The following is a 26,186-nucleotide window of genomic DNA, read 5'->3' as shown; positions in this document are numbered from 1 at the left end:
ATAATGCGCAAGATAGAGATCGATAACTTAAGATTCGAACCTTTCATTGAATATGATGAGATAAAAAAGAGAATTAGACTGATTGGTATAGATATCAATGTGCAGTATGCTGATAAGCACCCCGTGTTTATTGGTGTGCTGAATGGTTGTTTTATGTTTATGGCTGATTTAATGAAGCAGGTGCATGTTCCTTGTGAAATGTCTTTTGTTAAATTGGCATCTTACGAAGGTACAGCGCAAGGAAGTATACACGAGCTTATAGGGGTTGGTATGGATTTGAAAGGTCGCGACATTGTTATTGTTGAAGATGTTGTCGATTCTGGGAACTCGTTGAAGCACACGATGGAGGCGCTGGAGATATTGCAGGTGGCGAGTATTGCCGTATGTACTTTATTGATAAAACCTGACAGTCTTCAATACGACTTTGATAATATTATGTATGTAGGGTTTGAAATCGATCCTGAATTTGTCGTAGGCTATGGGTTGGATTATAATGGGCAGTGCCGCAACCTCCCTGATATTTACAGAGAGGTTACAGGAGCCGGTTAGTTTTTAAAGTCGCAGTCGTTGAGATGGTCATCTACCATGCCTACTGCTTGCATAAAGGCATAACATATTGTTGTGCCAAAAAATTTGATTCCTCTTTTTTTCAGATCTTTTGATAACGCGTCAGATTGAGCCGTGCGGGTAGGTGCGTCTTTCAGCGTAGCTAGATTATTTCGGAGAGGCCGCTGGTCTGGCATGAATGAATACAGATAGTTGTAAAAAGAGCCAAACTCTTTTTGTATTGCAAGAAAAATCTGTGCATTGCTGACAGCAGAAGCCACTTTTCCGCGGTGTCTTATGATCGCTGGATCCTGTACAATACTATCCATCTGTTCGTTTGTAAATAACGCGACTTTTTGTGGATCAAATTCTGCAAATAGCCGACGGTATCCTTCGCGCTTCCGTAGAATTGTAATCCAGCTTAGGCCTGCCTGCGCCGATTCCAGGATCAGGAATTCGAATAAAATCCGGTCGTCAGTAACCTGTTTTCCCCATTCGGTATCGTGGTATTTGACATATAGTGGGTCGTTTCCGCACCATGGACATCTATTGGTTGTATCACTCATAGAAGCGTTTAGTTTTTAAGGACAAAAATCCTACCTTTGAATACACATGAAAACAAAGAGTAGGCTGTCGCAAATTAGGAAAAAAATTGAATATCTTTTGATGCTATTGGTGGCAGTATTAGTGTTTGCCAATCTGAATGCACAGGTTGCCCCATCTGCAGTACAGTTGGATTCTTTGCAGCGGGGCACGCAGGATTCTTTGCGCGCTGTACAGATGAAAAGAGATTCTTTGGCTAGGATGTACATCTTTGTCGATAGTAATAGGCCAAATCATTATATGGATAGTTTGCGTCAAGAATTAATTGTGAGTGATAATGATTTTATCTCTTGGATGGCGTTTACGAAAAGTCTTGCTGCTCACGAGCAAGTGCCTACCATGCAGGCTATGCAGAAAGTGGACCGGCCGTTGTGGATCATAGGTGTGTTGATTTTGCTATTTCTGGGGATAGGCTTGGTCAGGCTGTTTTTTTATTCTAATTTTCAGAATATCATATACGGATTCTTTAATGATAGGGTATTAGCTCAGATCAGTAAAGAAGATAGCGTGGTGACATCATGGCCCTATATATTCTTATATATAATATTTAGTTTTTCTTTGGGACTATTTATTCTTATCTATCGTTCTGGCTATAGCCCGATGAGTGAGGTTACTGTTGTTAACTTTCTACAGATCTCTATTCTCGTAGCTGTATTATTCGTCGCCAAGATTGTAATGGTGCGTCTTATTGCAGTGATTTTTGAGGTCGAAAGACTAGTTAGGGAGTATGTCGCAGTGTTATATTTAGTATACTTCAATAGTATGTTAATATTAATGCCTCTATTACTTTTTGTTACCTTTTTTCCTGTCGCTTACTTTAAGATAATATTAATTTTTTTTCTCGTTGTAGTGTCTATCTTGTTCTTATACCGCTTTTTACGGACAGCTTACAATCTTGTTGGAAATCTTAGGTTTTCAATCTTTTATTTAATTCTGTATCTTTGCGGTTTAGAAATTGCACCGATTTTAATATTAGTGAAAACACTAAACAATTAAAGATAGAATTTTATGCAGATCGACGTTGCGAGAGCAAAAAAAGTAAAAAGCGTATTGGTTACCTTACCAAAGCCTGAAAATGATAAGTCGCCTTATTTTACGTTAGCGGAAAAGTATAATCTAAAATTGGATTTTCGTGGTTTTATTCATGTGGAGGGGGTTCCTGCGAGGGAAATTAGAAAAGATCGTATTAATTTTTCCGACTTTTCTGCCGTAATATTTACAAGTAAAAACGCTGTAGACCATTTCTTTAGAGTTTGTGAAGAAATGCGTTTTGAGGTTTCTGCAGAGCTAAAGTATTTTTGTATTTCAGAAGCTATTGCACTTTACCTGCAGAAATACATACAGTATAGAAAGCGTAAGATATTCTTTGGTAAGCAAACCGCCAAAGATTTGGAAGAAGTATTGAAGAAACACAGCAAAGAGAAGTTTTTGTTCCCATGTTCTGACGTTGCAAATGAAGAAACGCAAAAGTGGCTCCAGGATAATGGATACGATTTTACGCCTGCTGTTTTGTTTAAAACGGTAATCAGTGATATAGCTGATCTAAAGGACGTTTTTTACGATGTTATCGTCTTCTTCAGCCCTTCTAGTGTGCAGTCTCTTTATGAGAATTTTCCGGATTTCGTACAAAACGACACACGTATCGCGGCATTTGGAACAAGTACACAGCAGGCTTTATTGGAGAAAGGATTGCTATTGGATATTCCTGCGCCTACACCCAGCGCACCGAGTATGACTATGGCGGTGGAACAATATATAAAGCAAGTGAATAAATAAGTGCATTTTATCAAACCTAAGGATGGTGTTAAAAAGTGTTAAATAAGAAGGATGTGGCTTCTTTTTATTCTTTTTTTTGAAATTTCTTGGTTGAATAAGGTAATTAACACTTATTTTTAGATGCATCTTTTGCTTATTGAAAAGTTTGAGGTGTTTTTTCTTGAGGTTTCTATTATATAGGATATCAGAATTAGCTTTTTTTGGTTGACTTTTTGATGGAGGATAGAAATAACTTGAAGAGTAGAGTTTTAGCTTAGATTATTAGTTTATGAAATTTAATCGTTACAGATTGTCTTATGTTTTTCTATGTGCGCTGATAGCGGTAGTTGCTTTGGGCTGTAAAGGTCCAAGTAATACAGGGGAGCTGGTAGGTGTGCGCTTGGATAAGCTGAAAGCAAATAAGACACCGTACGGAATGGTACTTATCCCTGGTGGTACGTTTATCATGGGGCAATCGGACGAAGACATTGGGTTTTCGCAGACTGCACAAAATAGACAAGTAACTATTGCGCCTTTCTATATGGACGACACGGAGATATCGAATAGTGAATATCGACAGTTTGTTAACTGGGTCCGCGACTCTATTCTTATTCACAATTTTTTAGGTGACGATTCTTATTTCCTGCCGACCCAAGGCGGCGGCGGTGAGCGATATATTGACTGGGATAAAGTGAGTAAGCTGTCTCCTTGGAGGGAAAAAGATCCAACTAAGCGAGAACGTCTTAACAGTATGTTTTATCAGGGAGAAGATCGTGTTTTTGGTCGAAATGAATTGGACGTGCGTCTTTTGAAGTATCACTTTGAGTGGTATGATCAACAAGCTGCGGTACGCGGAAGAAACGACCCTTCTAAAAGACGCTCTGATTTTATTATGCGTGATACGATGCTGATTTATCCGGATACGACTGTATGGCTTGCTGATTTTAGTTACGCGGCAAACGAACCTATGGTCAATGGGTATTTTTCGCACCCTTCTTTTGATGACTATCCTGTGGTAGGAGTTACCTGGCGTCAAGCGCAAGCATTTAATTCGTGGCGTACACAATTGTTTAACAACGCGGCAGTTAAAAATCGCGTACAACCTCGATTCGATTATCAGTTGCCTTCGGAGGCGGAGTGGGAATATGCAGCTAGAGGAGGTAAGACAGGTACACAATATCCTTGGGGCGGACCTACAGCGCGCAACGCAAGGGGCTGTCTCATGGCTAACTTCAAACCTGGGCGGGGTAATTATATAGATGATGGTGTAGCTTACACTGCACCTGTATATTCTTATTTGCCAAATGATTTTGGTCTTTATAATATGGCGGGTAATGTGGCCGAATGGACACAGTCAAGTTACAATGAATCTGCCTATTCTTTTGTTCATGATATGAACCCTACGTATAGTTACAATGCAAAAGCTTCGGATCACGAAACGTTGAAGCGTAAAGTAATCCGAGGAGGATCATGGAAGGATGTTGGGTTCTTTCTGCAGAATGGAACTCGACAATATGAGTATCAAGATACCGCCAAGTCATATATTGGCTTTCGGTCGGTTACACGTTACCCTGGGGTAGCATATTAGAATATAAGAGCAATAATATTAATAACGTACTAGTAAATTAGCATTAGTCATATGGCACGCAAAAAGAAATTTGGTTTTGGAATCAACACGCTTATCAACTGGGGAGCGACTGTAGTTATTATCGGTTTGATGTTTAAAATTCTTCACTTCAAAGGGGGGGAATGGATGATCGGTATCGGACTGGCGGTGGAAGCTTTATTGTTTTTCATTATGGGATTCATGGCTGCAGAAAAGGATGTCGATTGGACTAGAGTGTATCCAGAACTGGATGAGGATTTCAATGGAGAACTTCCTAAACGTAGTGCCGTAGCGCCCGTAGCACAATCTGTAGCGGTAGGCAATACAGCAGCCTTGGACAAATTGCTTCAAGATGCTAAAATCGATGAAAATCTGATTGGTAATTTAGGAGACGGTTTACGTACATTCGGAGATAAAGTCGCTGCAATTTCTAAGGTTGCCGATACGGCCACAGCTACGAATCAGTTTGCTGACAAGCTGAATGCTGCTTCGACCGGTGCATCACAGTTAAGTCATGCTTTTGAGCGTGCAGCAGCGGATCTGCAGACCTTTAACGAGGCTTCTGGAGATATGCAGCAGTTTAAAGAACAAGTGAGTACTTTTAATAAAAATTTGACGTCATTGAATGCCATATATGGTAATATGCTGTCAGCTATGAATACGAATCGTTCCTAAGTGTAACTTTAATTGGAAACAGATCTAAGGAAAATTAAAGACTATGGCAGGACATAAGGAAACACCTAGGCAGCGGATGATTGGTATCCTATACCTAGTGCTATTGGGATTGGTAGCGCTCAATGTATCGGATTCTATTCTCGACGCTTTTAGAAATCTAGGTAATAGTTTAAATACCTCGACGCAAAATACGCAGGCTGGTATCGATAATATGTTTTTAGCATTTCGGGAAACCAAAATGAAGGAAAATCCCGAGCGTGCGCAACCTTTGTTGACTAAGGCCGAAGAAGCGCAGAAGCTAATCGCACAATTAACATCTAAGTTAACGGAATATAACCAGACATTGTCGGGAGAAGGGGGAGGAATGGATGAGGAGACCGGAGATGTTAAATTTCGTAGCAGTACGGATATTTCAGCTCGTTTAATGATCAACGAAGGAAGAGGAAAACAACTTCGTGAGCTAATAAATAGTACCGCAGATCAATTAAAAAAACTGACTAACAACGAAGTTAGCTTTGCATTATCGGCCGAGGATCCTGCTCCCAGGGGCGGTGTGAAAAAAACTTGGGAAGAAGTAAACTTTGGAGACGGTATTCCATTGACAGCGGCAATTACGGCGTTGGATAAGATTAATGCAGATGCTAAGAATGCGGAATCCGCTGTTGTAAAACATATTTTTGGTAAGATGGATCAGGCCGTTGTCAATTTGGATAAATTTGCAGCTGTGGCTGTTGCTCCCACATCTTATTTGATAGCTGGACAACCTTATACAGCCAAAGTCTTCCTTACTGCCTATGATTCTAAATCAAGTCCACAGATATCTGTTAACGGTTCTTCCATACCAGTGGTAGATGGGCAGGGAACTTATTCTTTGACTCCAGGTGTGGGTACACATACATGGCGGGGATCTATCCGTGTTCAGCAGACGGACGGTACGATCAAAACATACGAAACTGAACCCATGACGTTTCAGGTTTCAAAACCATCTGCAGTAGTCTCGCCTGACGCGATGAACGTATTGTATATTGGCGTAGACAATCCTATTTCTATCTCGGCTCCAGGTGTCCCGGTAGAAAGTTTGAAAGTTTCTGGACCAGGTGTGAGTTTGACTCCAAGGGGAGATGCGAAGTATATTGCGAAAGTATCTTCTCCGGGAGATGTATCTCTAGCTGTGACAGCCACTATTGATGGAAAGACCCAAAATCTGGGTACTTCGAAGTTTCGTGTGAAACGTATTCCGAAACCTACTGCGCGTGTGGGAGGAAAGACCGGAGGACGTATTTCGGCAGCACAACTAAGAGGGCAGACTGTAGTGTCGGCTTCTTTGGATAATTTTGATTTTGATGCTAAATTTAGAGTTACTAAATTCAGTATGTATATCGCTATACCTCGGGTAGATCCTATCGGACCTTATTCTTCTTCTGGTAATGATTTTAGTGCGCAGATGAAGTCAGGACTTAGTGGAGTTAAAGCTGGCTCGGTTGTAATGATCTACGATATTGTAGGGGTAGGGCCTGATGGTGTAGCACAGAACTTGGAACCTATTACGTTCCAGGTTACAAATTAGTAGCATAATAAGTATTATTATGAAGAAGATAGTTTTATCAATTGCTTGTACGGTATTGGCCTTGGCCACGGTAGCGCAGGATGCTAATCTCACCAATAGCACAAAGCCCGCTCGTACGCCAGTAGACGAACCTCCTGTCGATGGCTATTATAAAAATACGGATATCGAGAACCGGAAAGTGATTCCTTATTCCCCGATCAGGCAAACAGACGTTTTTTATAGGAAGAGGGTGTGGAGAGAGATAGATCTTAGGGAGAAGATGAATCAGATTTTCGCTTCGCCTAAGGCTCGATTAATGGATATTATTGTCCATGCTATAGAAGCTGGCGAATTGACGGCCTATGACCCGACTCCGACAGCAGATAATCCTACCGGAGATAACTTTGAGAAGATGCAGATACTACCGATCGGGCAGGTGATGGCTCGCTTGGGGGGGGATAGTGTGTTGGTCGAACAGTTTAATGAGAATAATGAAGTAATTAGTTCTAAATATGAAAGCCGCACGTTTAGTGGTGAGAATGTAATCAAATTTAGAATTAAAGAAGATTGGATCTTTGATAAACAGCGTGCTGTGTTTGAGCCACGTATTGTCGGAATAGCGCCTCTTATCACACCTCAGATTCCAGGGATGGAAAATGCTGTTCAGCATAGTGCTGCTGTAAACGATGGAGATAGCTATGACCCATTTGATCCTTTTGCTGTGAAGCCAGAGCGTACAGCTAGTGACAATTCTACTACACCCGAAAATACTCCTGCTTTACCGACTGCGGATGCATTTGGTCCCACAGTGGATGCGACACCGGCATTCTGGATTTATTTTCCAGAAGCAAGACATGTACTTGTTAATAAAGAGGCAATGAATAGGCACAATGCCGCTACGGGGCTGAGCTATGATGATATCTTTATTAAACGTCTATTTTCAAGTTACATTATCAAGCAGGACAATCCAGAAGATCTTCGAATAAAAGACTATATTCAGGATGATGTCGAGCGATTATTCGAATCCGAACGCATCAAGAAGGTAATCATGGATTGGGAACAGGATTTATGGTCATATTAATTGAAATAAGTGACGATAGTCACTTGTTTTTTCATAATATTTTCCCAACTTAGTATTTAGAATTTTTCTAAATAAAAGATAGCAGTTTGCACAAAGCAACTGTTTATGAATTGAGTTTGTATGGATTTGTTTAAATATACTGCATATAAAGGGAATAAAATAAAAAGCTTGTGAAACTACAACCTGTCGAGAAAATCTCCGGAATCGCTCCCAATGACTTTGTGAGAGATTACCTAAATAAGGGACAACCTGTAATCATTAAGGACTTTATAAGCCCAGATAGTGCCTGTTGGACCAAATGGAGTTACGACTATTTCAAGGAAATAGCCGGTAGTGAAGTGGTAAATATCTACGGAAAAGAAGAAGAGAGCCAGAATTATGCAGCTAGCCCACCTGTAGGGAAAATGACTTTTGGGGAATATTTAGATAAGATTAGTGCCGAGCCAACGGAACTGCGTCTTTTTCTATTTAACCTTCTTAAATTGAGACCTGAGCTCAAAAAGGACGTTGTCTATAATGATGTGACCGGAGGCAAAGTGTTGCAAGGACTGCCTTTCATGTTTTTTGGAGGGGAAGGCTCTTCGACGCGTAATCATTTTGATATTGATATGTCTCATGTGTTTATTTCCCAATTTCAGGGATATAAGCGTATCTGGTTGTTTCCAAATAACCAGTCGGATCTGATGTATAAACTTCCTTACAACTTTCATAGTATTGCTAATCTGAAGACTAGTAGCACGGATGTGTATCCTGCGCTGAAACTTTTGGATGGCTATGAAGCTGTAATAGGTCCGGGAGAGACATGTTATATGCCTGCAGGTTGGTGGCACTATATACAATACGAGACAGAAGGGTATTCAATTTCTGTGCGTGCGCTTGCCAACTCTTTTGCCGAGAAACTCAAAGGGGCCCGAAATCTGTTTGTAACGCGTCATTTTGATGATACGATGCGGAAAATTTTCAAAAATAGATGGCTCGATTATAAAGTAGAAGTCGCTACAAAACGAGCGAATAAAGCAATAAAACGGAATCAAAAATAAATGAAAGCGAGCTACATTAGCTCGCTTTTTTTATCAGTCACTTCTTCATCTGTGCTAACTGCATTTCTATAGAATAAGGTATAAGGATCCGAGGGATAGATGTGCGCATCGGGATTATGCCTGAATGGAATTTCTGTGTTAAAGATCTCTTCCAGTGTTGTTCGTAGAAATTCGACAAAGTGCTCTTTCTGCTCAGCGAGAAACTGGCCTTCCATCAGGGCGCAGTAGCTGCCATAAAATAAAGTTCCTTCTTCACGCATTTTACGTGCTACGTAGAGATGTGGTTCAAGATCACGATGCCCTGTAACCTGTTCAAACACATAGGCATAAAATAAGGTTTGTACCAATGCTTTATTTTCTGTACCTGGAGCGAAGACTTTTTCCATGGTTGAAAATTTTACGGTATCAGCCCCTGTTTTGTAATCGACGATTCGCGTTTTTACCTCGCCGAGGTCTGTAACCACCTGATCAACTCTATCTATAATCCCATAGAGGGTAACGGTCTCCGTCTTATTATTGATCTGAATCGGAAAATCTATCGTGTAATCTTCGTCATTTTCTAACTCAACTATACGAAAGGACTGGTAATTGTCGATATCATATTGTATATACATCTTGACATATTCACTTGCAATCTTGTGCATGATATGTTGCAAGCTATTGAAGTCTTCTAACGATTGGCTATCTATATGGTATAATGATGCTATCTCCTGCTGTACCAATATATTGACAGAGCTTATTTTCTCTTGAAGTACAACTGTGGGGGTAAAGTCTTCTATTTCTTTATAAGGCTGAAATATTTTTTCCATTACCTCATGGATAACCGTGCCTAAACGGTTCATCTCAAACTCCTGCGAAATGGAAGGTGGTTCCTTGATTTCGGCGATGTGTTTTAGGAAAAACTGAAGGGGAGAGGCTAGGTAGGTGGTGAGTGCCGTAGCAGATATCCTACGACCTCCTTCTATAAAAGTACGGTACATTTTGTCCCATATTGCATCCGTTTTTGGAATGATAAGTTCGGTAGCTGCTGGTGGGAACTGTATAGGCTGTTGTTGATGATGTTTGGCAAACTGGATCTGACTTTCAAACTCCAGCTGGCGTATAAAGCGGCTTTCTTCACCGGTACTGCTTTCATCGACTATCCCATTGTAGAAGATGTGAATATCCGCGCTGAATTGAAAATGTCGGTAGAATAGATAGGCAGTCAACGCATCTTGGTTCTCCAGAATAGGGAGACCATACGCGCGTCTCAGATTGTTTGGTAAAAACGTAATCCCACTGGAAACTTTGGGCAATATCCCTTCGTTTGCCCCAAGGATATATACTTGGTCAAAGTTGAGACAGCGACTTTCTAATAAACCCATGATCTGTACGCCATCTAACGGATCTCCTTCGATAGCTGAGTTGACAGCGATAATGGCTTTCCGTATCAGTCCTATCTGAAATAGAACACTCAGTTGTGGTATTTTTGAAAAACCAAGCTGAAGTTGATTAAGTACCTTCTTTGTTTCGATCAGAAGGTTGGCATCTATCTGTTTTATTTGCGTGTCCTGCGCTAATGAAGTCAATATGTTGTCCAAGATAGCGATCAAGATCGGGACGACTTGCTTGTTGTCGGACAATGGCTTGAAAAAGTCGGGAAGAATACTGCTGTTGATCGCTATGTCTTGGAGGCTAATCTCGAATAGCTGCTTTTCGTTTATAAAGTCTTGATTGGCCTTCTTTTCCGTCGAGGAAACCCGTGTCATTGGATTATTGAAGAAGGTCTCTAGGTATTGATAGGGCAACTTTGCCCTCTTCAAATGAGATATTGCTTCATGTACGTCCATCCAAAGGTTGAGGATACCGAAAATAGGCGATTGTGTCAAAGGAAATCCTGTTGTGATATTCACTTTTAGTTCGGGAAGACTCTGCAAGAGTGGAACGAGCAGTGTTTCGTCTGCCAGCAATATACCTATGCTTTTGCCCTCTTTTTCCTGCTGATTCAAGACTTGGTGGAGCAGTTTTGTTTGGCTGACTTTCCCTGTAGAGGCGTAGAGATGCACGGTGTCTTGGCGCTGGCCTATTATATCCTGTGGATCTCCTAATGCATTAGCTAGTTTGGTCTGTAAAATATTACGACGGATGAAAAGCCCCGCTTCCTGTTGCTGGTCATTCAGGTAATAGGTGTCTGCGTCAAAGTAAAATAAAGCACGCCCTTCTTCTTGCCAACGTTGAAAAAGTTGGGCTTCGGCTTTGTTAAGTGCGTTGAACCCTACAAATAATATCTTTTTATAAGCATCGAGGAAATTGGGATTATCGACCTTCCCATCGACGAGGTCGCGATATACAGTGGGAAAATTGGTCTGGCCTTGTTTTTTTAGTTTTGCTTTGAAGTTTCTATAGAGCACCGGCAGACGTTTCCATAGTTTTAGGAATCGCTGTTGGACTCCTGTGTGTCCTGCCATGTGGAATGATTGCCAGAATTGTCGTATGAACTCCTGTTGCTCTGTTGTTAAGTGCTGAAATTCGACGTCTATACGGCTAGTATCATATAGTTCCATATAGATATGGTCAATGTCGACAAGGTCGTAATCTAATTGACCGAAGTCGCTTAATACGATTTCGGCAATAGGGTAAAACTCCTCTAGAGATTCTGGGGCTAGTCCTTCATTGGCAAGTAATTCATTGTGAAGGTCAAAGAGATAAAAAAACTGAGTCAAAGGACTAACTTGTTCTTTGTTGGAGGAAAGACCAAAGAACTCTTGTATGGTGAAAAATTGAGGAGACCATATGGCTTGAGCATAGGTATCTGCCAGATGTTTCTTTAGATACGTAATGGGGCGTTTATTATTGAAAACAATGGCAATATCAGACAGGTCATTGCCAAATCGGTATTGTATATCCTGAGCGACTAATTTTAAAAAAGGAACCATTTTTTTAGTATTTGATATTTGCTGATTCGGGAATTTGCGTATCTGAGAATCAACAGATTTTTAAGTTTTACTTGACTTCGACCAATTCATTTGCTTTAGCATAATACAGATAACCTTTAACCTGCTGATAACCGAGGTCATGTAATGCTTTCATATATTGATCGACCTGTGTTTTATGCTCAATATAATTCTCACTAGTAAATTTGAAGTCTAATACAATAGTTTCTTTTTCATTCGTGAATACTTTGTCAGGTCTTAAGGTTCTCCCATCCGCAGTGATTATAGCAGACTCGTTCCATATTTTATGTTGTCCGATCAACCAGGGGTGTATCTGTGGGTGATGCCAGATCTGGTGTATTTCATGTTCTAATATCTCTTTGTTTTCGATAGCAAGTATACCTTCATCGATGTAGCGGGCTATAATCCTTGCGATATCACTTTCTTTAGCGGCTTCGGACATAATCTCATGTGCTAGAATTCCATATTGAGATGCTTTTTCCATCATTAATATGGTATTGATGCCACGGTGGCTTGATTTATTCAGGGCACTTTCCATTGCTTTTGATGTAGGATAATAGGGCAACGCTATAGTTGTTCCATTTTTATCGTTTGATAGTAACTCGGGCGATCGGGGAATAATCTGATCGATCTGTAGCTGGCCTTCCGCTAGTGGGAAAGGAGAATTGGGATCTACTAATACCTGATAGATGGAATCCGATATCAGTTCGTTTTTAATATCGAACCCTGTGATTTCTCCTGTTTTTTTATCTACTACTTCCTTAAATGAAGGAGCGGTGATGTAAAGGTGCTCGATAGCGCGTGTAGTGGCAACATACAATGTATTAAGTGAATCCATGTAGTTGAATAACATTTCTTCGTAATACTGTTTATAAAAGATAGAACGCGCTACATTGCTATTGTATTTGATCGGTATCTTTCCTAGTTGTGCAAAAGGTGAATGGTCGGTATCGATCCAAAAATCACCATTTAACATACCGTCTATGCTCCAGGAGCAAAAGGGTATCATGACCACATCGTAGGCCAGGCCTTTAGATTTGTGAATTGTCGTTACCTCTATGGCATTGATTTTGCCGTTGTTGGATGGCAGAGCGGCTTTATTTCCATCTTGTTCCCAGAATTCGAGAAATTGTGTGATCCCACGTTCGCCATTTGCAGTAAAATTGCCGACGATATCTTTGAACGTCAGGATATAAGGGAGATGTAGGTTCCCCAGAGAGGTGAATCCATAAATCTCGATCAATTTTTCTATGAGATGAATCAGTGGTAGCTTTTGCCAGAGCTCCCAGTTGGTAATTAATTCATCTGGTAGAATCTCGCTATAAGCTTGTATTTCATTGGCTTTAAACTGCAACCATAGGACGGCGTCGAAACTTGTATTGCTTTGGATCAACTGGTATAGATAGGCCATCCGGGCATGGTATATGACGTGTTGATCAGAAGTCTGAACAATTGCTTTTAATGTTTCGATCAGTAGGTTGACGGCGTCATTGGAGGCCAGTGCCAAGGCGTCACCCGAAATAACATCAAACGCTAGATTATTAGCATTTTTATAGGCCATTAACTTTTGGATGATAAGCATGGCTTGGGCATTGCTGCGGACCAGGATTCCAATCTGCCGGGCTTCGTATCTTCCGGTTGATATCCAGTGTCCTATTTTTTGACATAGATGAGCTGTCGAATCATCTATGACTTGATTTGCTCGGAAACGCCCGTCCTTGACTTGGAAGTAAGCTATTTCAATAGAGCCTTGTTCTGCCGTATTGTCAATTTTCTGTGGAGGTATGGATTGACTGCTGTTTTCATAGGCTTGTACCAACATAGTGTTGTTTCCTTCGTTTTGCCACCATTGTAATCCTTCCTCAGACAGCTCTTCGGATACTTTTTTGTTCAGCACTTGTTGAAGATGGAACGGGATCTGTTGGTAGAGGTAATTGTTAAAACGTATTATGTTAGGCAGACTTCTGAAGTTGGTTTCCAAAATGCCATTTTCTATAAAGTCTTTTTGAGTGCCAGGTGTTAGGTGAAAGGTGTTGGCCACTTGTTTTTCGACCTGTTGGAGTAAGATGCGCCAATCTCCATTCCGCCACCGGTATATACTTTGTTTGACATCCCCCACGATGAGATGTTCGTTACGGCCTCCAGTTGTGTTGCCGAGTGCATTTAATAACAAGGGGCTGTAGTTTTTCCATTGGATTCGGGAGGTATCCTGAAATTCGTCAAATAAAAAATAATTGTATCGGTTGCCTATCTTTTCCCATATAAAGGTGGGATCATTGTTGTTGTCAAGTCCCAGCTTATTGAGTAATATCTGTGAGTCAGAAATAAGTTGCGCAGCATTTTCTTTACGCCATGTGCCTAATAGATCGCTCATTTCTTTTAATAGGCGCAGGTAGTACAGGTTTCCTTGCACGGCCTGGTACGCTATATATATAGGTGTCAGTTTTTGGAGCTCTACAAACTGTTGCAATATGGGCTGAAAGGCCTGTACGTAGTCGTGTCTTATGTTTTTTGCGGTATCCGTAAAATCATCTTCGTTGTCAATAAGTAAGAGAAACCGATCCATAACCTTTTCGAGGTCCGAAAGCGATAGTTTGTGCACGTTGCTAGATACCTTGTTGGCAGAAACCAGTTTGTTACGGGATTTGCCTTTCAATTGATCAGCTTGGACTCCTAGTGTACGGTAGGTGTCCTGAAAGGAGCTAATTGTCAGGCTAAAGGCGTCTAAGTAGGATTGTGTTTTCTCGATGACTTCGGTGTTGAGCATATTGAATATTTCATCCGTATTTGCTGTCGTTAACGCCGCATCGAACTCTTGAAAGTTTTCGGAGAATATAAGGCCAGCGAGCTGAGCAAGCTGGTTTCTATAGTTCCAGTTTTCATTATTGCTTATTTTTTTTTCCGCATAGCCAATGATCCAGTTGAGCAGATCGGGCCGCTCATCGAGTAATTGGTTAAGCATGAGGGTAAGGTCTGTCTTGACCTTATTAGTATTCATTTCAATCTTATACGCTGCATCGAGATTGAGCTCATAGGTGAATGCACGGATTACTTTCTGAGAAAATCCGTCAATAGTACTTATGGTGAAATGACTGTAGTCGTGCAGGATCCTACGATAGGCTCGGTGTGCTTTTTGTTGAATGATGGTGGCAGCCCATGCCGGGTTTTGTTTCAATAGTAATTCCCGGAAGCTTTCTATTTTAGGGCTGCTGTCGTCGACAGCGAGACCTTGGAGTACAGAAAGAATTCGCTCTCTCATCTCTGCTGTAGCCTTATTGGTGAAGGTGACGGCCAAGATCTCCCGATAATTGTTTTCATTATCTAGTAATAGGGAGAGGTAATGGAGGGTAAGGCTGAAGGTCTTGCCCGAGCCTGCAGAAGCTTTCAGAATTTTGAGGGGAGCTACTTTGTTCATTTTACAAAGTAAAAATTAAAAAGCACAATTTAAAAAGTTATTTGTTACTTTACCTCCTACAATTATATAAACTAAAAAAGGGTTTTATGAAGTATTTCGTTGTATTTCTTCTTTTATGCACCGGCTTGAATTATTCCTGTAAAAAAGATACGGAGGGTTCCCTGTCTATTCCGATTTTTTCTAAAATCGATCGTTTGGAATTTCATTATTCAGCGCCGTCGTTTGGACCTACACTGATCGATGACATTGTATACGATGAGAAAGGGCGGATCATTCGGTTTCAAGGAGAGTCATACCAATACAATAATGCAGGTAAGGTGACGAAGATAGACGTAAAAATAGACCCTTCTGAATTTGTTAATTCTGCAGAACATTATTGGTTTGATCTGACTTATGATCATTTGGGGCGTTTCAAGTCTATATCGGAGACTCGGTTTGAAGAACTTCCGTCTTCGCCTGAGGGCGGGACGTATACTCGCCCTGGCATCGAATCCAGGAGTTATTCCCTTGGTTATGGAGATAACTCTTCGCTGCCGTCGACCATTGATTGTCCTCACGCAGTATATACGTCTGGAGTACAGTTTCCAAGTGGATTCGAAAGAGGAACATCTGTGGGAGTGTTTGAACACAAGAATGGTAATGTCGTGGCTGAAAAGACGACTGTCAAAGGAAAAGTGAATGGAAGATGGAATCCTGAGGCTGAAGAAATTGAAATTAAAAGCAGCCGTTTATTTTCGTATGATTCCAGTTACAATGTGTATATGTTTTTGTTTGGGTCGCTTGGCTTTGTTCCTAAGGAAGTAGAAAAGGCGTTATCTTTAGAACCTTTTGGAATATATAATAAGAATAATATGGTAAATGTGGAGGTCGAGGGAAAGTCCATGAATATCGATTATATGTATGATGAGCAGAGACGGATCAAAGAAATCAAGCGAGGCCACACTACGCTAAAGATTTTCTATAAAATATAGAGATCATCTCCTTACTGTTTTTAATTTTTAATTTTTAATTTTCCCTTTTTAATTTTTATCTTTGCGTCCCCTCTTACATGCAGTACGGGGGATATGTTGAATACATAACAAATAAACAAACATGGCAACTAAAATCAGATTGCAAAGACACGGTAAAAAAGGAAAACCTTTTTACCACGTAGTAGTAGCAGATTCACGTGCTCCACGTGATGGTAAATTTATCGAGCGTTTAGGTTCTTACAACCCAAACACTAATCCAGCGACTATCGTTTTAGATTTCGATAAAGCATTAGATTGGATGAACAAAGGTGCTCAACCTACGGATACTGCACGCGCTATCCTTTCTTACAAAGGGGTGTTGTACAAAAAACACTTGCAGGGTGGTGTGAAAAAAGGTGCTTTTGACGAAGCTAAAGCTGAAGAGCTTTTCGCTAACTGGAATGACGGTAAAGCAGCTAAAATCGAAGGCAAAAAATCTGGCTTAGCAAATGCTAAAGAAGAAGCTAAAAAAGTAGCTTTAGCATCTGAAGCTAAGAAAAGAGAAGAAATTGCGGCTGCAATAGCTGCTAAAAATGCGCCAGTAGAAGAAGCTCCTGTTGAGGAAGCAGAAGTTGAAGCTCCAGAAGCAGCGGAAGGTGCTGAAAACACAGAAGAAACTGAAGGTTAATCTTTCATAAAGTATTCAAAAGAAAGTCGGTTCATCATTTGAACCGACTTTTTTGTTTTTGGAGTTTTCCGAAGTATTGTATATCATCTGTTGAGTGTAGGGATAACCATAGCTATTTACAATTATTATAATCGGAAAAGTTTTTATTATCTTTAGAGATACCAATTGTTATGAGAAGAGTCTTGATATGTCTTCTGTTTAGTCTTTTTTCTTTGCAGGTTAGTGCGATGTCGGATACGCTGTGCGTCTATGGGGCTAATGATATCCCTATTGTAGGTTATTTAAAGGAATATACAGACTGTAGTCATCAGTTAGAGTTTGATGATATTTTACAGAGGTGGGAACTGGGAGAATTTGCAAGAACCAAAGCTGGAGCAGTAATAAATAAAGGTATAGCGGATTGCACTTATTGGTATTCTCTATGGATTAAAAATGAATACCGCTATCATCAAGACTATCTGTGGAATTTTTATAACGATGGTATAAGGTTTACACTGTACCAGCTCGATTCTGTGGGTAATGTCGAAAATATAGATTCAATCTCTCACCAGACGGCAGTTTCTGTTCGAGAGGTGCCTCTTCGTTCACTGTCTTTCCTGATTTCTATGGATCCCCAGGAATTAAAGCATCTTTTTCTAAAGGTCGAACCCTTAACGAGAAAAAACATTTATTTTCCAACAGATATCAGCACTTACCGTGATATACTGGGCTACGAACTCCAATTTTCTTTTTTGCTAGGGCGGTATTATGGCTTTTTCTTTTTCGCGGTTATATTTAATCTGTTTTTATTTTTGGTTCTCAAGCGTCGTTTTTACGCTGTCATGTTGGGGTATGTAGTGAGTTTGTTAGCCTTTAATATGGTTGAGTATCTCCACGATGTATATATTATCCCAGAATCAGTTTATCCTATTTGGTCGAAGATCCCTAAGCAGGTTTTCTTAGCTTTCACATTGTACTTTAATGTATTGGTTTTTCAGGATTTCGTGAGTTTGCGTAAGTGTTTTCCGCAATTGGATAAGCTTTTGATTGGAATGAACAGGTTGGTCTTAGTATTGACTCTTCTTTTTTTATGCCATCAAATGCTGTTTTCAAATGCTTTTCATATACTGATGTACGCCGAACATATCTTCGTCGGTATATTATTGATACAGTCTTGTTTACTAATCGTTGTTATTTTTATATGTGTGTCACGCTCCGTGCGCTATATATATCATTATTTGGCAGGAGTTAGTTTGCTGTTGGTGTCAATGTTCCTTTATCTGCTGAACACGTTTGACATGTTGTATTTGCCTCAGTTTGTCTTACCGGGTAATATCATATTTGCTTTCGCTTTTGAGGTTGTCTATCTCACGATTGTATTTTCTGTAATTTACAAACGTGAGTTTGACCGTTTTTCTAAGGAATTATTGGAGCTTTACAGAACGAATAAGACGCTTGCGAAAGAGGTGATATCGGTGCAAGAGAAGGAGCGTATGCGTATTGGGCAAGATATCCATGATGGCTTGGGTGGAGCGATTCATGGATTAAGGTTGTTGTTAGCTTCAGAGCGTATTCAACAAAAGGAAAAATTAGAATATTTTCTAACGGAGATAGGTGCTGATTTTAGGCACTTGGTTCATAAATTGTATCCGACGCAGTTGAAGGTATCGGGATTATTTGAATGCATGAAACAAGATACAGTACGCTATAAAGGGATAAAGATTAACCTGAATTGTTTAGGTAATGACAAGGCTATTTCCATGGATCTGCAGATATCGGTATATAGGATGTATCAAGAATTGTTGACTAATGCTATCAAACATGCGGAGGGCTGTTCAATAATAGATGTTTCATTGGCGATAGAAGATAAGGAGCTGCGTTTGATGGTTGAAGATAATGGCTCAAAGAGATGGCAGTCGGAGAAGGATTTTAGGCAGGAAGGGGTAGGGCTGGTTAGCTTGCAAACCCGTGTTGATTATCATAATGGTCGCATGGATGTCCATAGTTCGAATAAAGGAACCTCAGTTGTTATTACCATACCATTAATATCAAATATATGATAAGATTAGTGTCTATTGATGATCACCGTCTATTTTACGAAGGGTTGAAAGCTCTTTTGGACAAGGCTGATGATATGCTATTGGTCAATAGTTATGATAATGGTCTAAAGATATCAAACGTATTATTGTGTGATAGGCCTGATATCGTATTATTGGATATTCATCTCCCCGTAAAATCGGGGATAAGTATTGCACGTGAGATTAAAAGCTTTGCTCCAGAAGTCAAGATTATTATGCTGTCTCTAGAGGTGAATTATGCTTTTGCCCATGATCTGAAGGCGATTGGGGTGGAAGCTTACGTCTCCAAGGAGATTGATGCAGAGGGGTTGTTGAAACTGATCAGAGAAGTATGGAAGGGAGAGGTATATGATTTTTATACGCATACTGCCCCGATAGCAGACAAAGTGCATATATTGAGTGAAGAATTTAGTCTGACCGATCGGGAAATAGAGGTATATGAATATATTAAGCGTGGTTTTACGAATCAGTACATCGCTGATGTGATGAATAGGAGTGTGCTGACCATAATGACGCACCGTAAAAATATTAAACAAAAACTTAGGATCGTTCAGGGAAATAAGTTGCCTTTTGATGATATCTTATAAACTTTAAAGTATCAATAACTTCCATGTCTGTTAAAGAATCAAAAGAATCATGGAAGTTTTGTTTTATAATCTTTATTTTTGCGCTTTACTTGACAATATGACAATCGACGAAAGTTTTTATATCGGCTATGTAAGCAAGACTAGAGGGCTCAAAGGTGAAGTTCAGTTGTTTTTCGAATTTGAGGACTATGAAGAGTTGGAGTTAGAGATTATTTTTTTAGAGGTCAACAAAAAATTGGTGCCTTATTTTGTTGATCAGATCAAGCTTCATAACAATAGTACTGCTTATGCTAATTTTGAGGATGTAGACCATATTGACAAAGCCAAGGTGCTGGTCCGGAAGAAGATGTACCTGCCGAATGACAAGATGCCGGAAAGAGATCCAGATGATTTTCGTTACACAGATTTAATAGGCTACCTTGTAATTGATGAGGAATATGGTGAACTTGGTGAGATTATCAATGTACAGGAGATGCCGCAGCAGTTTATAGCTACTGTGGATATGGATGGCAAAGAACTGATGTTTCCATTGTCCGAAGATCTGATATTAGGTATTGATGCTGAAGAAGAGCTTCTTGAAGTAGAGCTTCCTGAAGGCTTGGTAGATCTGTATAAAGAATAATTTTTTTCTTTCTATTTTTTCTTTTCGTTTTTTAAACCGATATTAGCTATTGCTTATAGAGAAAGGCCGAGGGAATAGACCCGCTGAAGCCTTAGCAACCTGACACTGTTCAAGGTGCTACATTCTACCCTCCAGTTGGCGGGAAAGATAAGCCGAACTCACAATGCCTTTGTGTGCTTTCTCTTGGCCTTAATATATTTGTATGAAGATTATCGACCATATTAAACGGGCTGACGGAAAGACCTTGTTCTCCTTTGAACTTCTTCCACCTGCCAAGGGTAAAGGAATCCAGAGTATTTTTAATACGATGGATAAATTGATGGAGTTCAACCCTCCTTTTATCGACGTTACGTACCACCGCGAGGACTACCTTTATAAAGAGCATGCTGGTGGGCTATTGGAGCGGGTTGCTTATCGCAAGCGTCCAGGAACTGTGGCTATCTGTGCTGCCATCATGAATAAATACAAGGTGGATGCTGTGCCGCACCTTATCTGTGGAGGCTTTACTAAGGAGGAGACGGAGAATGCACTGATCGATCTTAATTTCTTAGGCATTGACAATGTTTTGCTTTTGCGTGGCGATGCGCGTAAAGGGGATGCTGATTTCATACCGACTCCTGGTGGACATGCCTATGCGACGGAATTACTACAACAGGTGCTTAGTATGAATGCGGGACATTATCTACATGAGGATATGGAAAGCTCGGAGCAGACGGATTTTTGTATTGGGGTAGCAGGGTATCCTGAAAAGCATTTTGAATCGCCCAATTTCAATACGGATTTTAAGTGGTTGAAGAAGAAAGTGGAGATGGGAGCGGACTTTATCGTGACACAAATGTTTTATAATATTGATAAATATAAAGAGTTTGTCATCAAATGTCGGGATAATGATATTCATGTGCCAATTATTCCAGGACTTAAACCGTTAACTTCTAAAAAACAGCTGATCGCGCTGCCTAAGATATTTCATTTGGATATTCCGGAAGAGCTTAGTGATGCGGTCGATGCTTGTAAAACAAACGCGGATGTGCATCTCGTAAGTCAGGAGTGGATGGTCAATATGTGTAAGGAGCTGATTGATTTTGGTGCGCCGGTTTTACATTTTTACACCATGAGTAATCCTGGTCCTACGCAAAAGATTGTGGAGCAGTTGGCGTAAAGGTATAAGGGTTAATGAATCGAAAATAGTTTCTTTTTTCGTCATCTCGACCTTGTGGAGAGGTCTATGAATTTTATAGGGTTAATATATAGTCTCTAGATATTGCTTCGCAGAGCCCTTCGGGGTTCTCCACTTCGGTCGGAAGGACGGTATAGTTTACAACCTGTCATCAATTGGTATGAAGCAACCAAAAAGTGTTCCTTGGTTGCTTTTCCCTTTGTCGCTTGAACCATCTTTTATTCAACTTTAGAGTTGCCCTCTTCGACGGTGATTTGCTCTTTGCTCAATAGGTCGTAATAGATGATGTATATGGCTTCGATGATTTTGTTGATCTCGATAAATTTATTGTGCCTGTCCTCAAGCTTTCTATCGGGGTCGAGTGCATATTCCTCCCAAGTGTCTAAGGTATAATTCGTATTGCTAATACTCCATAGCTCTTTTTTTATGACTTTGTAAGGTTTCTTTTGCTGTTTTTGAGATAGATACTCAAAGATTATCGGCTCAATTGTTGGACGAATATAAGTTGAGTATCGTTGCCATTTTTCAGGTTTCAACCATTCTTCCAGAATATAAGGAGTTTGCGTGACGAGGTAGGCTGTCTCCATTAGGGCTTTAATATAGCCTGCAATGTTAATGAGATCGAGGGCTGATTTTTCTCTATTGGATGTATTTTTTGTTGCATAGTCATATAGGAGTTGGACGTCTGCCTTTATTTTCAATATTGGGGTGTCAAAAACGAGGCATTCTAGGTATTCAAATGGGTTGATTACCGTGGCAACATCGCTATGTATTATTGGATTATCACTGTGGTAGTATTCGGTAGGTGTATTGGGATGACTTCCAAGTCCGGCTTCTATGATGACGTAATGAGCTTCTAATATCTGATGGAAGTAAAAGAATGTCCAGGCAGGCTTATATATATAACTCTCTTGCATGCTACGACTATCTTTCTGCATTTCGGTTTTCCAGTCACTGATTAGGTCTAGCCAGTCCAGAATGCCATTGGCTTCAAATAGACGGTCTAAGAAAAGATAGATGTTGAATATCTCTTCATAGCGTAGATGATGGATTTTGTTATCCATGAGCTCGTAACTCATTTTAGTGAGTTCATCCATTGATTTTTCTTCTTTGCAATAGGGATTGAGGGTGATTTGTTTCGAAAAGGCACGAACATAGAAGCTTTCTTCTTTCGCGGCCCGATGTAATCGGTATAAGTCTTTTACATGGCGCTCTAATGTGTTAAGGATTTCATCAGCATCTGCTTTTTGTTCGGGAGTGGTGCGTGTATAATCCTGTAAATGGACAAAACAGGTGTTTAAAAGACGAACTTGCTTCTCTAATAATGTATTTCCACGATAGGATGCTGTGCTGAATAGAAGACTTTCTAGTTTTTCTTCTTCTTCTTGATAGGTATACTTTTTAGTTGTTGTCATAATTGTTTGTGGTTTATTTTTAATTTTCCCTCCCTTTTTTATAATATTTGATTACCCCTCCATCTTTAAATATCTTTGACAGAGCATTTGGAAGTTGGGTTAATAGTGTATGCGTAGCAATATAGCTACTGTTGAAATGTTTAGCGAGTTCTTGTTCGTCTGTGAGGTCTCTGATTAGAAGAAGGTTATCTACATAATCTAGCCATTCTTTCATGTTCATATAGCCACAAAAGTTACTTAAGACGGTAATCGGTAGCCTAATTTGAAGGTCAAGTTCTGCGCGAAATAATTCTTTCGTGAAATGTTGAAATACACGGTCTCGAGTTGGTGGTGGATAATTATCATGGGATATTATAATAAAGGCGATTTCTATCATTTGCTTCATGCCTGTAAATAAGGCACCAAGGCCCTCGTAGTAGGGACTGCGCATTTGTGGATAAAAAGTACTACATAGGAAATGATTGATATGGGACTCCCAATTTCGTTTCCCGTTGACGATGACTTCCTTAATAAAGCTATCGGGATCCTTAATATGGATTTTAGATAGGTAGCGAAAATGCTTGGTCTTTAGTTTCTTTTTTGTAGCTTATCATGATAATAAAGTGTTTATAATAGGGTTTTTGGATAATATTATCTCTGATTAAAACAAAAGTAAGATAATTAAATATCTAATCATAATTTTTAGATAAAAAAATGTCTAATATCAAAGAGCGTGTATTGTTGATAGCGGAGTATAAGGGAGTGAGTAAGACCGATTTTTTTAAAGATTTAGGGCTTTCTTATGCTAATTTTAAAGGTATTCAGAAGATGACGGCGTTGAATTCGGATGCGGTAGCAAGTATTTTATCTAGATATGCGGATATCGAACCGGAATGGCTGGTCACAGGTCATGGACCGATGCTCCGACAGGGTGGTACCGTGGTTCGTGATGATACGGCCTTTTATCAGGAACCTGTGGTGGTGAATGAAATTGAGCCGACGCTTATTGATGCGCTTAAGCAGGTTATTGCTTCGCAGGAAAAGACTATTTTAGCATTAGAGGAGCAGATTATAATTCTAAAAGAGCAACGGAAAAGTCAATAGGTTGATATTAGTAAAACGAGCGCTCAATTTATATAAACTGAGCGCTCGTTTTATGGGAATTGAGCGTTCAATTTCTAGAAGTTGCCTAAGTCTTTTTTTTATTTGGTTCAGTTTGTTATTTATTCTTTACGAAGACTATTTTATCAAGTTCTTTTTTAACCGACTTCCCAGCATTAAAGATTAATCGCCTTTTTATTATATTCTGTTCAGATACTTGATCTGCACTGTGACTGCCAGAGCTATTGATGCTCATTCTGAAAGACCCCAGGTTGCCCAATCTTACAATGTAGCCGTCGGCTATTGCTCGGGGGATTTCTCGTACCAAACTTTGAAGGACAGCATATACATCTGCTTCTGTCAGGGAGGAGGAATGGGCTATGTCAGCAGCGAGCTCATCCAGGTTTTTTTCACCGGAACTTATGGGACGTAGATAGAATTTATTTGGTGCTTCAGGGTTCATCCCGTTAACGATTTCATGGATATTGAATTTCATTGCCATAATACAAAAAGTTTTAGAAGATGATTGTAAGCGTATAATTGTGGTTTTATCTTCTAATATAATGGCTTTTCGGGGGAGTTCCTAATCGAGGTTTTCTGGGAGAGGCAAGCTCTCAGTGATTATATAACACAAAAGGAAGCTTAAAGCTTCCTTTTGTGTTATTATCCTTTTTTGACCTCTTTGGCCCATGAGTCTTTTAGCGTGACCGTACGGTTGAATACCAAGTGCTCTGGAGTAGATTTGGTATCGAGGGTGAAATATCCCATTCGGATAAATTGATATCCTTTGCCCGGCTCTGCGTCTGCGAGATCCGGTTCGATATAGGCATTTTGAATAATATGTAAGCTATCCGGGTTGATACTAGCCTTGAAATCTTCTTCGGCAGCCGGATTTTCCACCTGAAACAGACGGTCATACAATCTTACCTCAGCTTTCTTGGCGTGTGCTACCGATACCCAGTGTATGGTTCCCTTAACCTTTAATCCAGAGGTATCCTCGCCGGACTTAGAATCTGGTGCATAGGTACAGTATATCTCTGTCACATTTCCATTGTCATCTTTTTTGAAATCATGACATTCGACAATATAGCCATGCTTTAAGCGGACGGATAACCCAGGACCCAGACGGAAGAATTTTTTTGGAGGTTCTTCCATGAAATCTTCGCGTTCGATCCATAGTTCTTTGGAGAAAGGGATTGCTCTACTGCCTTCGCCTCCCTCTACCTCAGGATTGTTCTCACCAACCAATTCTTCGATCTGTCCATCCGGATAGTTTGTAATGATTAATTTGATGGGATCGAGTATGGCCATACGACGCCAAGCAGTTTTATTCAGATCTTCACGGATACAGAATTCTAGAAGACTGAAGTCAATCATGTTTTCCCGCTTCTGTACGCCGATACGTTCGCAGAAATTGCGTATACTGGCAGGTGTATATCCTCTTCTGCGGAAGGCTGAAATGGTAGGCATCCGGGGGTCGTCCCAGCTCTCGACGTGTCCTTCGTTGACCAATTGTAGTAACTTGCGTTTGCTCATGACCGTGTAGGTCATATTCAGGCGTGCAAATTCGTACTGATGTGAAGGGAATATTTCTAGTTTTTCAATCAGCCAATCATATAGTGGACGGTGGGGAATAAATTCCAACGTACATACGGAATGGGTGATCTTTTCGATAGAGTCGGACTGTCCGTGAGCAAAATCGTACATCGGGTAGATGCACCACTTGTCACCGGTACGGTGGTGGTGAACATGCTTGATACGGTACAGAAGAGGATCGCGCAAATGCATATTAGGATTTGCCAGGTCAATCTTTGCACGTAGTACCTTTTCTCCATCTTTATATTTTCCGTCTCGCATTTCTTGGAAGAGGGTTAAATTCTCTTCGATAGACCTGCTACGGTAGGGGGTGGGTACGCCTGGTTCCGTCGGTGTACCTTTGGCTGCCGCAATTTCTTCTGCTGTGCTGTCATCTACATAAGCTAAGTCATGTTGGATTAATTTAACCGCATATTGATAAAGGGTTTCGAAATAATCGGAAGTATATAGTTCTTCGGCCCATTGAAATCCCAACCACTGTATATCTTTTTTAATACTTTCTACATATTCGGTGTCCTCCGTAACGGGATTAGTGTCATCAAACCGTAAGTTTGTCGTTCCGTTGTACTTCTGTGCCAATCCAAAGTTTAAGCAGATGGATTTGGCGTGTCCGATGTGCAGGTAGCCATTGGGTTCAGGAGGGAAGCGTGTCAGTACACGTCCATCATGTGTTCCATTGCGAAGATCCTCTTCGACAATTTCTTCAATAAAATTAAGTGATTTCTCGTCCTCTATCATACCACAAAGTTACTCAATAAAGCTTTATGGTTACATAAGTTGGACGTAAAAAGTTAGAAGTATATTAAGCGCAAAC

The 26,186-nt window shown here is 40.2% G+C and carries 22 protein-coding genes and 1 riboswitch; of the genes, 15 read left to right on the top strand and 7 right to left on the bottom strand.

The window, feature by feature from the left end:
* Nucleotides 1-3 precede the first annotated feature (3 nt).
* Nucleotides 4-549, top strand: coding sequence for a hypoxanthine phosphoribosyltransferase (gene hpt, locus JKG61_RS18230; protein WP_202104394.1), 546 nt, complete (start codon nt 4-6; stop codon nt 547-549).
* Here hpt and JKG61_RS18225 read toward each other — a convergent pair.
* Nucleotides 546-1,112 carry a DNA-3-methyladenine glycosylase I gene (locus tag JKG61_RS18225; RefSeq protein ID WP_202104393.1) on the bottom strand — a complete coding sequence of 189 codons (567 nt, stop codon included), beginning with the start codon at nt 1,110-1,112 and terminating at the stop codon, nt 546-548. The two genes, hpt and JKG61_RS18225, sit on opposite strands and share 4 nt — an antisense overlap.
* A 46-nt stretch (nt 1,113-1,158) precedes the next feature.
* Between JKG61_RS18225 and JKG61_RS18220 the strand changes: the two genes are divergently transcribed.
* The 7 genes from JKG61_RS18220 (at nt 1,159) to JKG61_RS18190 (ending at nt 8,852) form a co-directional block, all read left to right on the top strand.
* A complete protein-coding gene (locus JKG61_RS18220) occupies nt 1,159-2,145 on the top strand; it encodes a DUF4271 domain-containing protein (RefSeq protein ID WP_202104392.1) in 987 nt (328 codons plus the stop codon).
* 12 nt (nt 2,146-2,157) lie between these two features.
* Nucleotides 2,158-2,925 (top strand): uroporphyrinogen-III synthase, encoded by a 768-nt coding sequence (locus JKG61_RS18215; RefSeq protein WP_202104391.1) that lies wholly within the window; start codon nt 2,158-2,160, stop codon nt 2,923-2,925.
* A 268-nt stretch (nt 2,926-3,193) separates the two neighbouring features.
* Nucleotides 3,194-4,492: a T9SS ring complex lipoprotein PorK/GldK gene (porK, locus tag JKG61_RS18210; RefSeq protein ID WP_202104390.1), complete on the top strand. Its 1,299-nt coding sequence runs from the start codon at nt 3,194-3,196 to the stop codon at nt 4,490-4,492.
* 51 nt (nt 4,493-4,543) lie between these two features.
* Nucleotides 4,544-5,185, top strand: coding sequence for a type IX secretion system motor protein PorL/GldL (porL, locus tag JKG61_RS18205; RefSeq protein ID WP_202104389.1), 642 nt, complete (start codon nt 4,544-4,546; stop codon nt 5,183-5,185).
* 43 nt (nt 5,186-5,228) lie between these two features.
* Nucleotides 5,229-6,752: a type IX secretion system motor protein PorM/GldM gene (gene porM / locus JKG61_RS18200; protein ID WP_202104388.1), complete on the top strand. Its 1,524-nt coding sequence runs from the start codon at nt 5,229-5,231 to the stop codon at nt 6,750-6,752.
* Nucleotides 6,753-6,771: 19 nt separating this feature from the next.
* On the top strand, nt 6,772-7,812 hold the full coding sequence (gene porN, locus JKG61_RS18195) for a type IX secretion system ring subunit PorN/GldN (protein ID WP_202104387.1): 1,041 nt from the start codon (nt 6,772-6,774) through the stop codon (nt 7,810-7,812).
* A gap of 170 nt (nt 7,813-7,982) precedes the next feature.
* Nucleotides 7,983-8,852: a cupin-like domain-containing protein gene (locus tag JKG61_RS18190; protein ID WP_202104386.1), complete on the top strand. Its 870-nt coding sequence runs from the start codon at nt 7,983-7,985 to the stop codon at nt 8,850-8,852.
* Nucleotides 8,853-8,863: 11 nt separating this feature from the next.
* Here JKG61_RS18190 and JKG61_RS18185 read toward each other — a convergent pair whose 3' ends face one another.
* Nucleotides 8,864-11,767 (bottom strand): PD-(D/E)XK nuclease family protein, encoded by a 2,904-nt coding sequence (locus JKG61_RS18185; RefSeq protein WP_202104385.1) that lies wholly within the window; start codon nt 11,765-11,767, stop codon nt 8,864-8,866.
* 67 nt (nt 11,768-11,834) lie between these two features.
* Complete coding sequence (locus JKG61_RS18180; protein ID WP_202104384.1) at nt 11,835-15,200, bottom strand: UvrD-helicase domain-containing protein; 3,366 nt, start codon at nt 15,198-15,200, stop codon at nt 11,835-11,837.
* An 86-nt stretch (nt 15,201-15,286) separates the two neighbouring features.
* Between JKG61_RS18180 and JKG61_RS18175 the strand changes: the two genes are divergently transcribed.
* From JKG61_RS18175 to JKG61_RS18150, 6 genes are all read left to right on the top strand, one after another.
* Complete coding sequence (locus JKG61_RS18175; RefSeq protein WP_202104383.1) at nt 15,287-16,171, top strand: hypothetical protein; 885 nt, start codon at nt 15,287-15,289, stop codon at nt 16,169-16,171.
* Nucleotides 16,172-16,292: 121 nt separating this feature from the next.
* Nucleotides 16,293-16,838: a 30S ribosomal protein S16 gene (locus JKG61_RS18170; protein WP_202104382.1), complete on the top strand. Its 546-nt coding sequence runs from the start codon at nt 16,293-16,295 to the stop codon at nt 16,836-16,838.
* A 170-nt stretch (nt 16,839-17,008) separates the two neighbouring features.
* Nucleotides 17,009-18,877, top strand: a complete 1,869-nt coding sequence (locus JKG61_RS18165; protein WP_202104381.1) for a sensor histidine kinase — start codon at nt 17,009-17,011, stop codon at nt 18,875-18,877.
* Entirely contained in the window at nt 18,874-19,482 is a 609-nt protein-coding gene (locus JKG61_RS18160; protein ID WP_202104380.1) for a response regulator, read from the top strand. Before JKG61_RS18165 ends, JKG61_RS18160 begins: the two co-directional genes overlap by 4 nt.
* 97 nt (nt 19,483-19,579) lie before the next feature.
* On the top strand, nt 19,580-20,104 hold the full coding sequence (gene rimM / locus JKG61_RS18155; RefSeq protein ID WP_202104379.1) for a ribosome maturation factor RimM: 525 nt from the start codon (nt 19,580-19,582) through the stop codon (nt 20,102-20,104).
* 50 nt (nt 20,105-20,154) lie between these two features.
* Nucleotides 20,155-20,258, top strand: a riboswitch (SAM riboswitch).
* Between the two features lie 48 nt (nt 20,259-20,306).
* Nucleotides 20,307-21,263 (top strand): methylenetetrahydrofolate reductase, encoded by a 957-nt coding sequence (locus tag JKG61_RS18150; protein ID WP_202104378.1) that lies wholly within the window; start codon nt 20,307-20,309, stop codon nt 21,261-21,263.
* Nucleotides 21,264-21,499: 236 nt separating this feature from the next.
* Here the strand turns inward: JKG61_RS18150 and JKG61_RS18145 are convergent, their stop codons facing one another.
* Together JKG61_RS18145 and JKG61_RS18140 are read right to left on the bottom strand one after the other, a co-directional pair.
* On the bottom strand, nt 21,500-22,696 hold the full coding sequence (locus tag JKG61_RS18145) for a hypothetical protein (protein ID WP_202104377.1): 1,197 nt from the start codon (nt 22,694-22,696) through the stop codon (nt 21,500-21,502).
* A 19-nt stretch (nt 22,697-22,715) separates the two neighbouring features.
* Nucleotides 22,716-23,126, bottom strand: a complete 411-nt coding sequence (locus tag JKG61_RS18140; RefSeq protein ID WP_202104376.1) for a hypothetical protein — start codon at nt 23,124-23,126, stop codon at nt 22,716-22,718.
* 263 nt (nt 23,127-23,389) lie between these two features.
* Here JKG61_RS18140 and JKG61_RS18135 point away from each other — a divergent pair, with 263 nt between their 5' ends.
* Nucleotides 23,390-23,779 carry a hypothetical protein gene (locus JKG61_RS18135; RefSeq protein ID WP_202104375.1) on the top strand — a complete coding sequence of 130 codons (390 nt, stop codon included), beginning with the start codon at nt 23,390-23,392 and terminating at the stop codon, nt 23,777-23,779.
* A 115-nt stretch (nt 23,780-23,894) separates the two neighbouring features.
* Here JKG61_RS18135 and JKG61_RS18130 read toward each other — a convergent pair whose 3' ends face one another.
* Together JKG61_RS18130 and JKG61_RS18125 are read right to left on the bottom strand one after the other, a co-directional pair.
* Nucleotides 23,895-24,278 carry an HU family DNA-binding protein gene (locus tag JKG61_RS18130; protein ID WP_202104374.1) on the bottom strand — a complete coding sequence of 128 codons (384 nt, stop codon included), beginning with the start codon at nt 24,276-24,278 and terminating at the stop codon, nt 23,895-23,897.
* Between the two features lie 161 nt (nt 24,279-24,439).
* Nucleotides 24,440-26,110 (bottom strand): glutamine--tRNA ligase/YqeY domain fusion protein, encoded by a 1,671-nt coding sequence (locus tag JKG61_RS18125; protein ID WP_202104373.1) that lies wholly within the window; start codon nt 26,108-26,110, stop codon nt 24,440-24,442.
* Nucleotides 26,111-26,186 lie beyond the last annotated feature (76 nt).

The sequence above is a fragment of the Sphingobacterium faecale genome, assembly GCF_016746095.1.
Lineage (GTDB): Bacteria > Bacteroidota > Bacteroidia > Sphingobacteriales > Sphingobacteriaceae > Sphingobacterium > Sphingobacterium faecale.
Note: the sequence above shows the minus strand (reverse complement) of the source record. Positions and strands in the feature narration are given on the sequence as shown.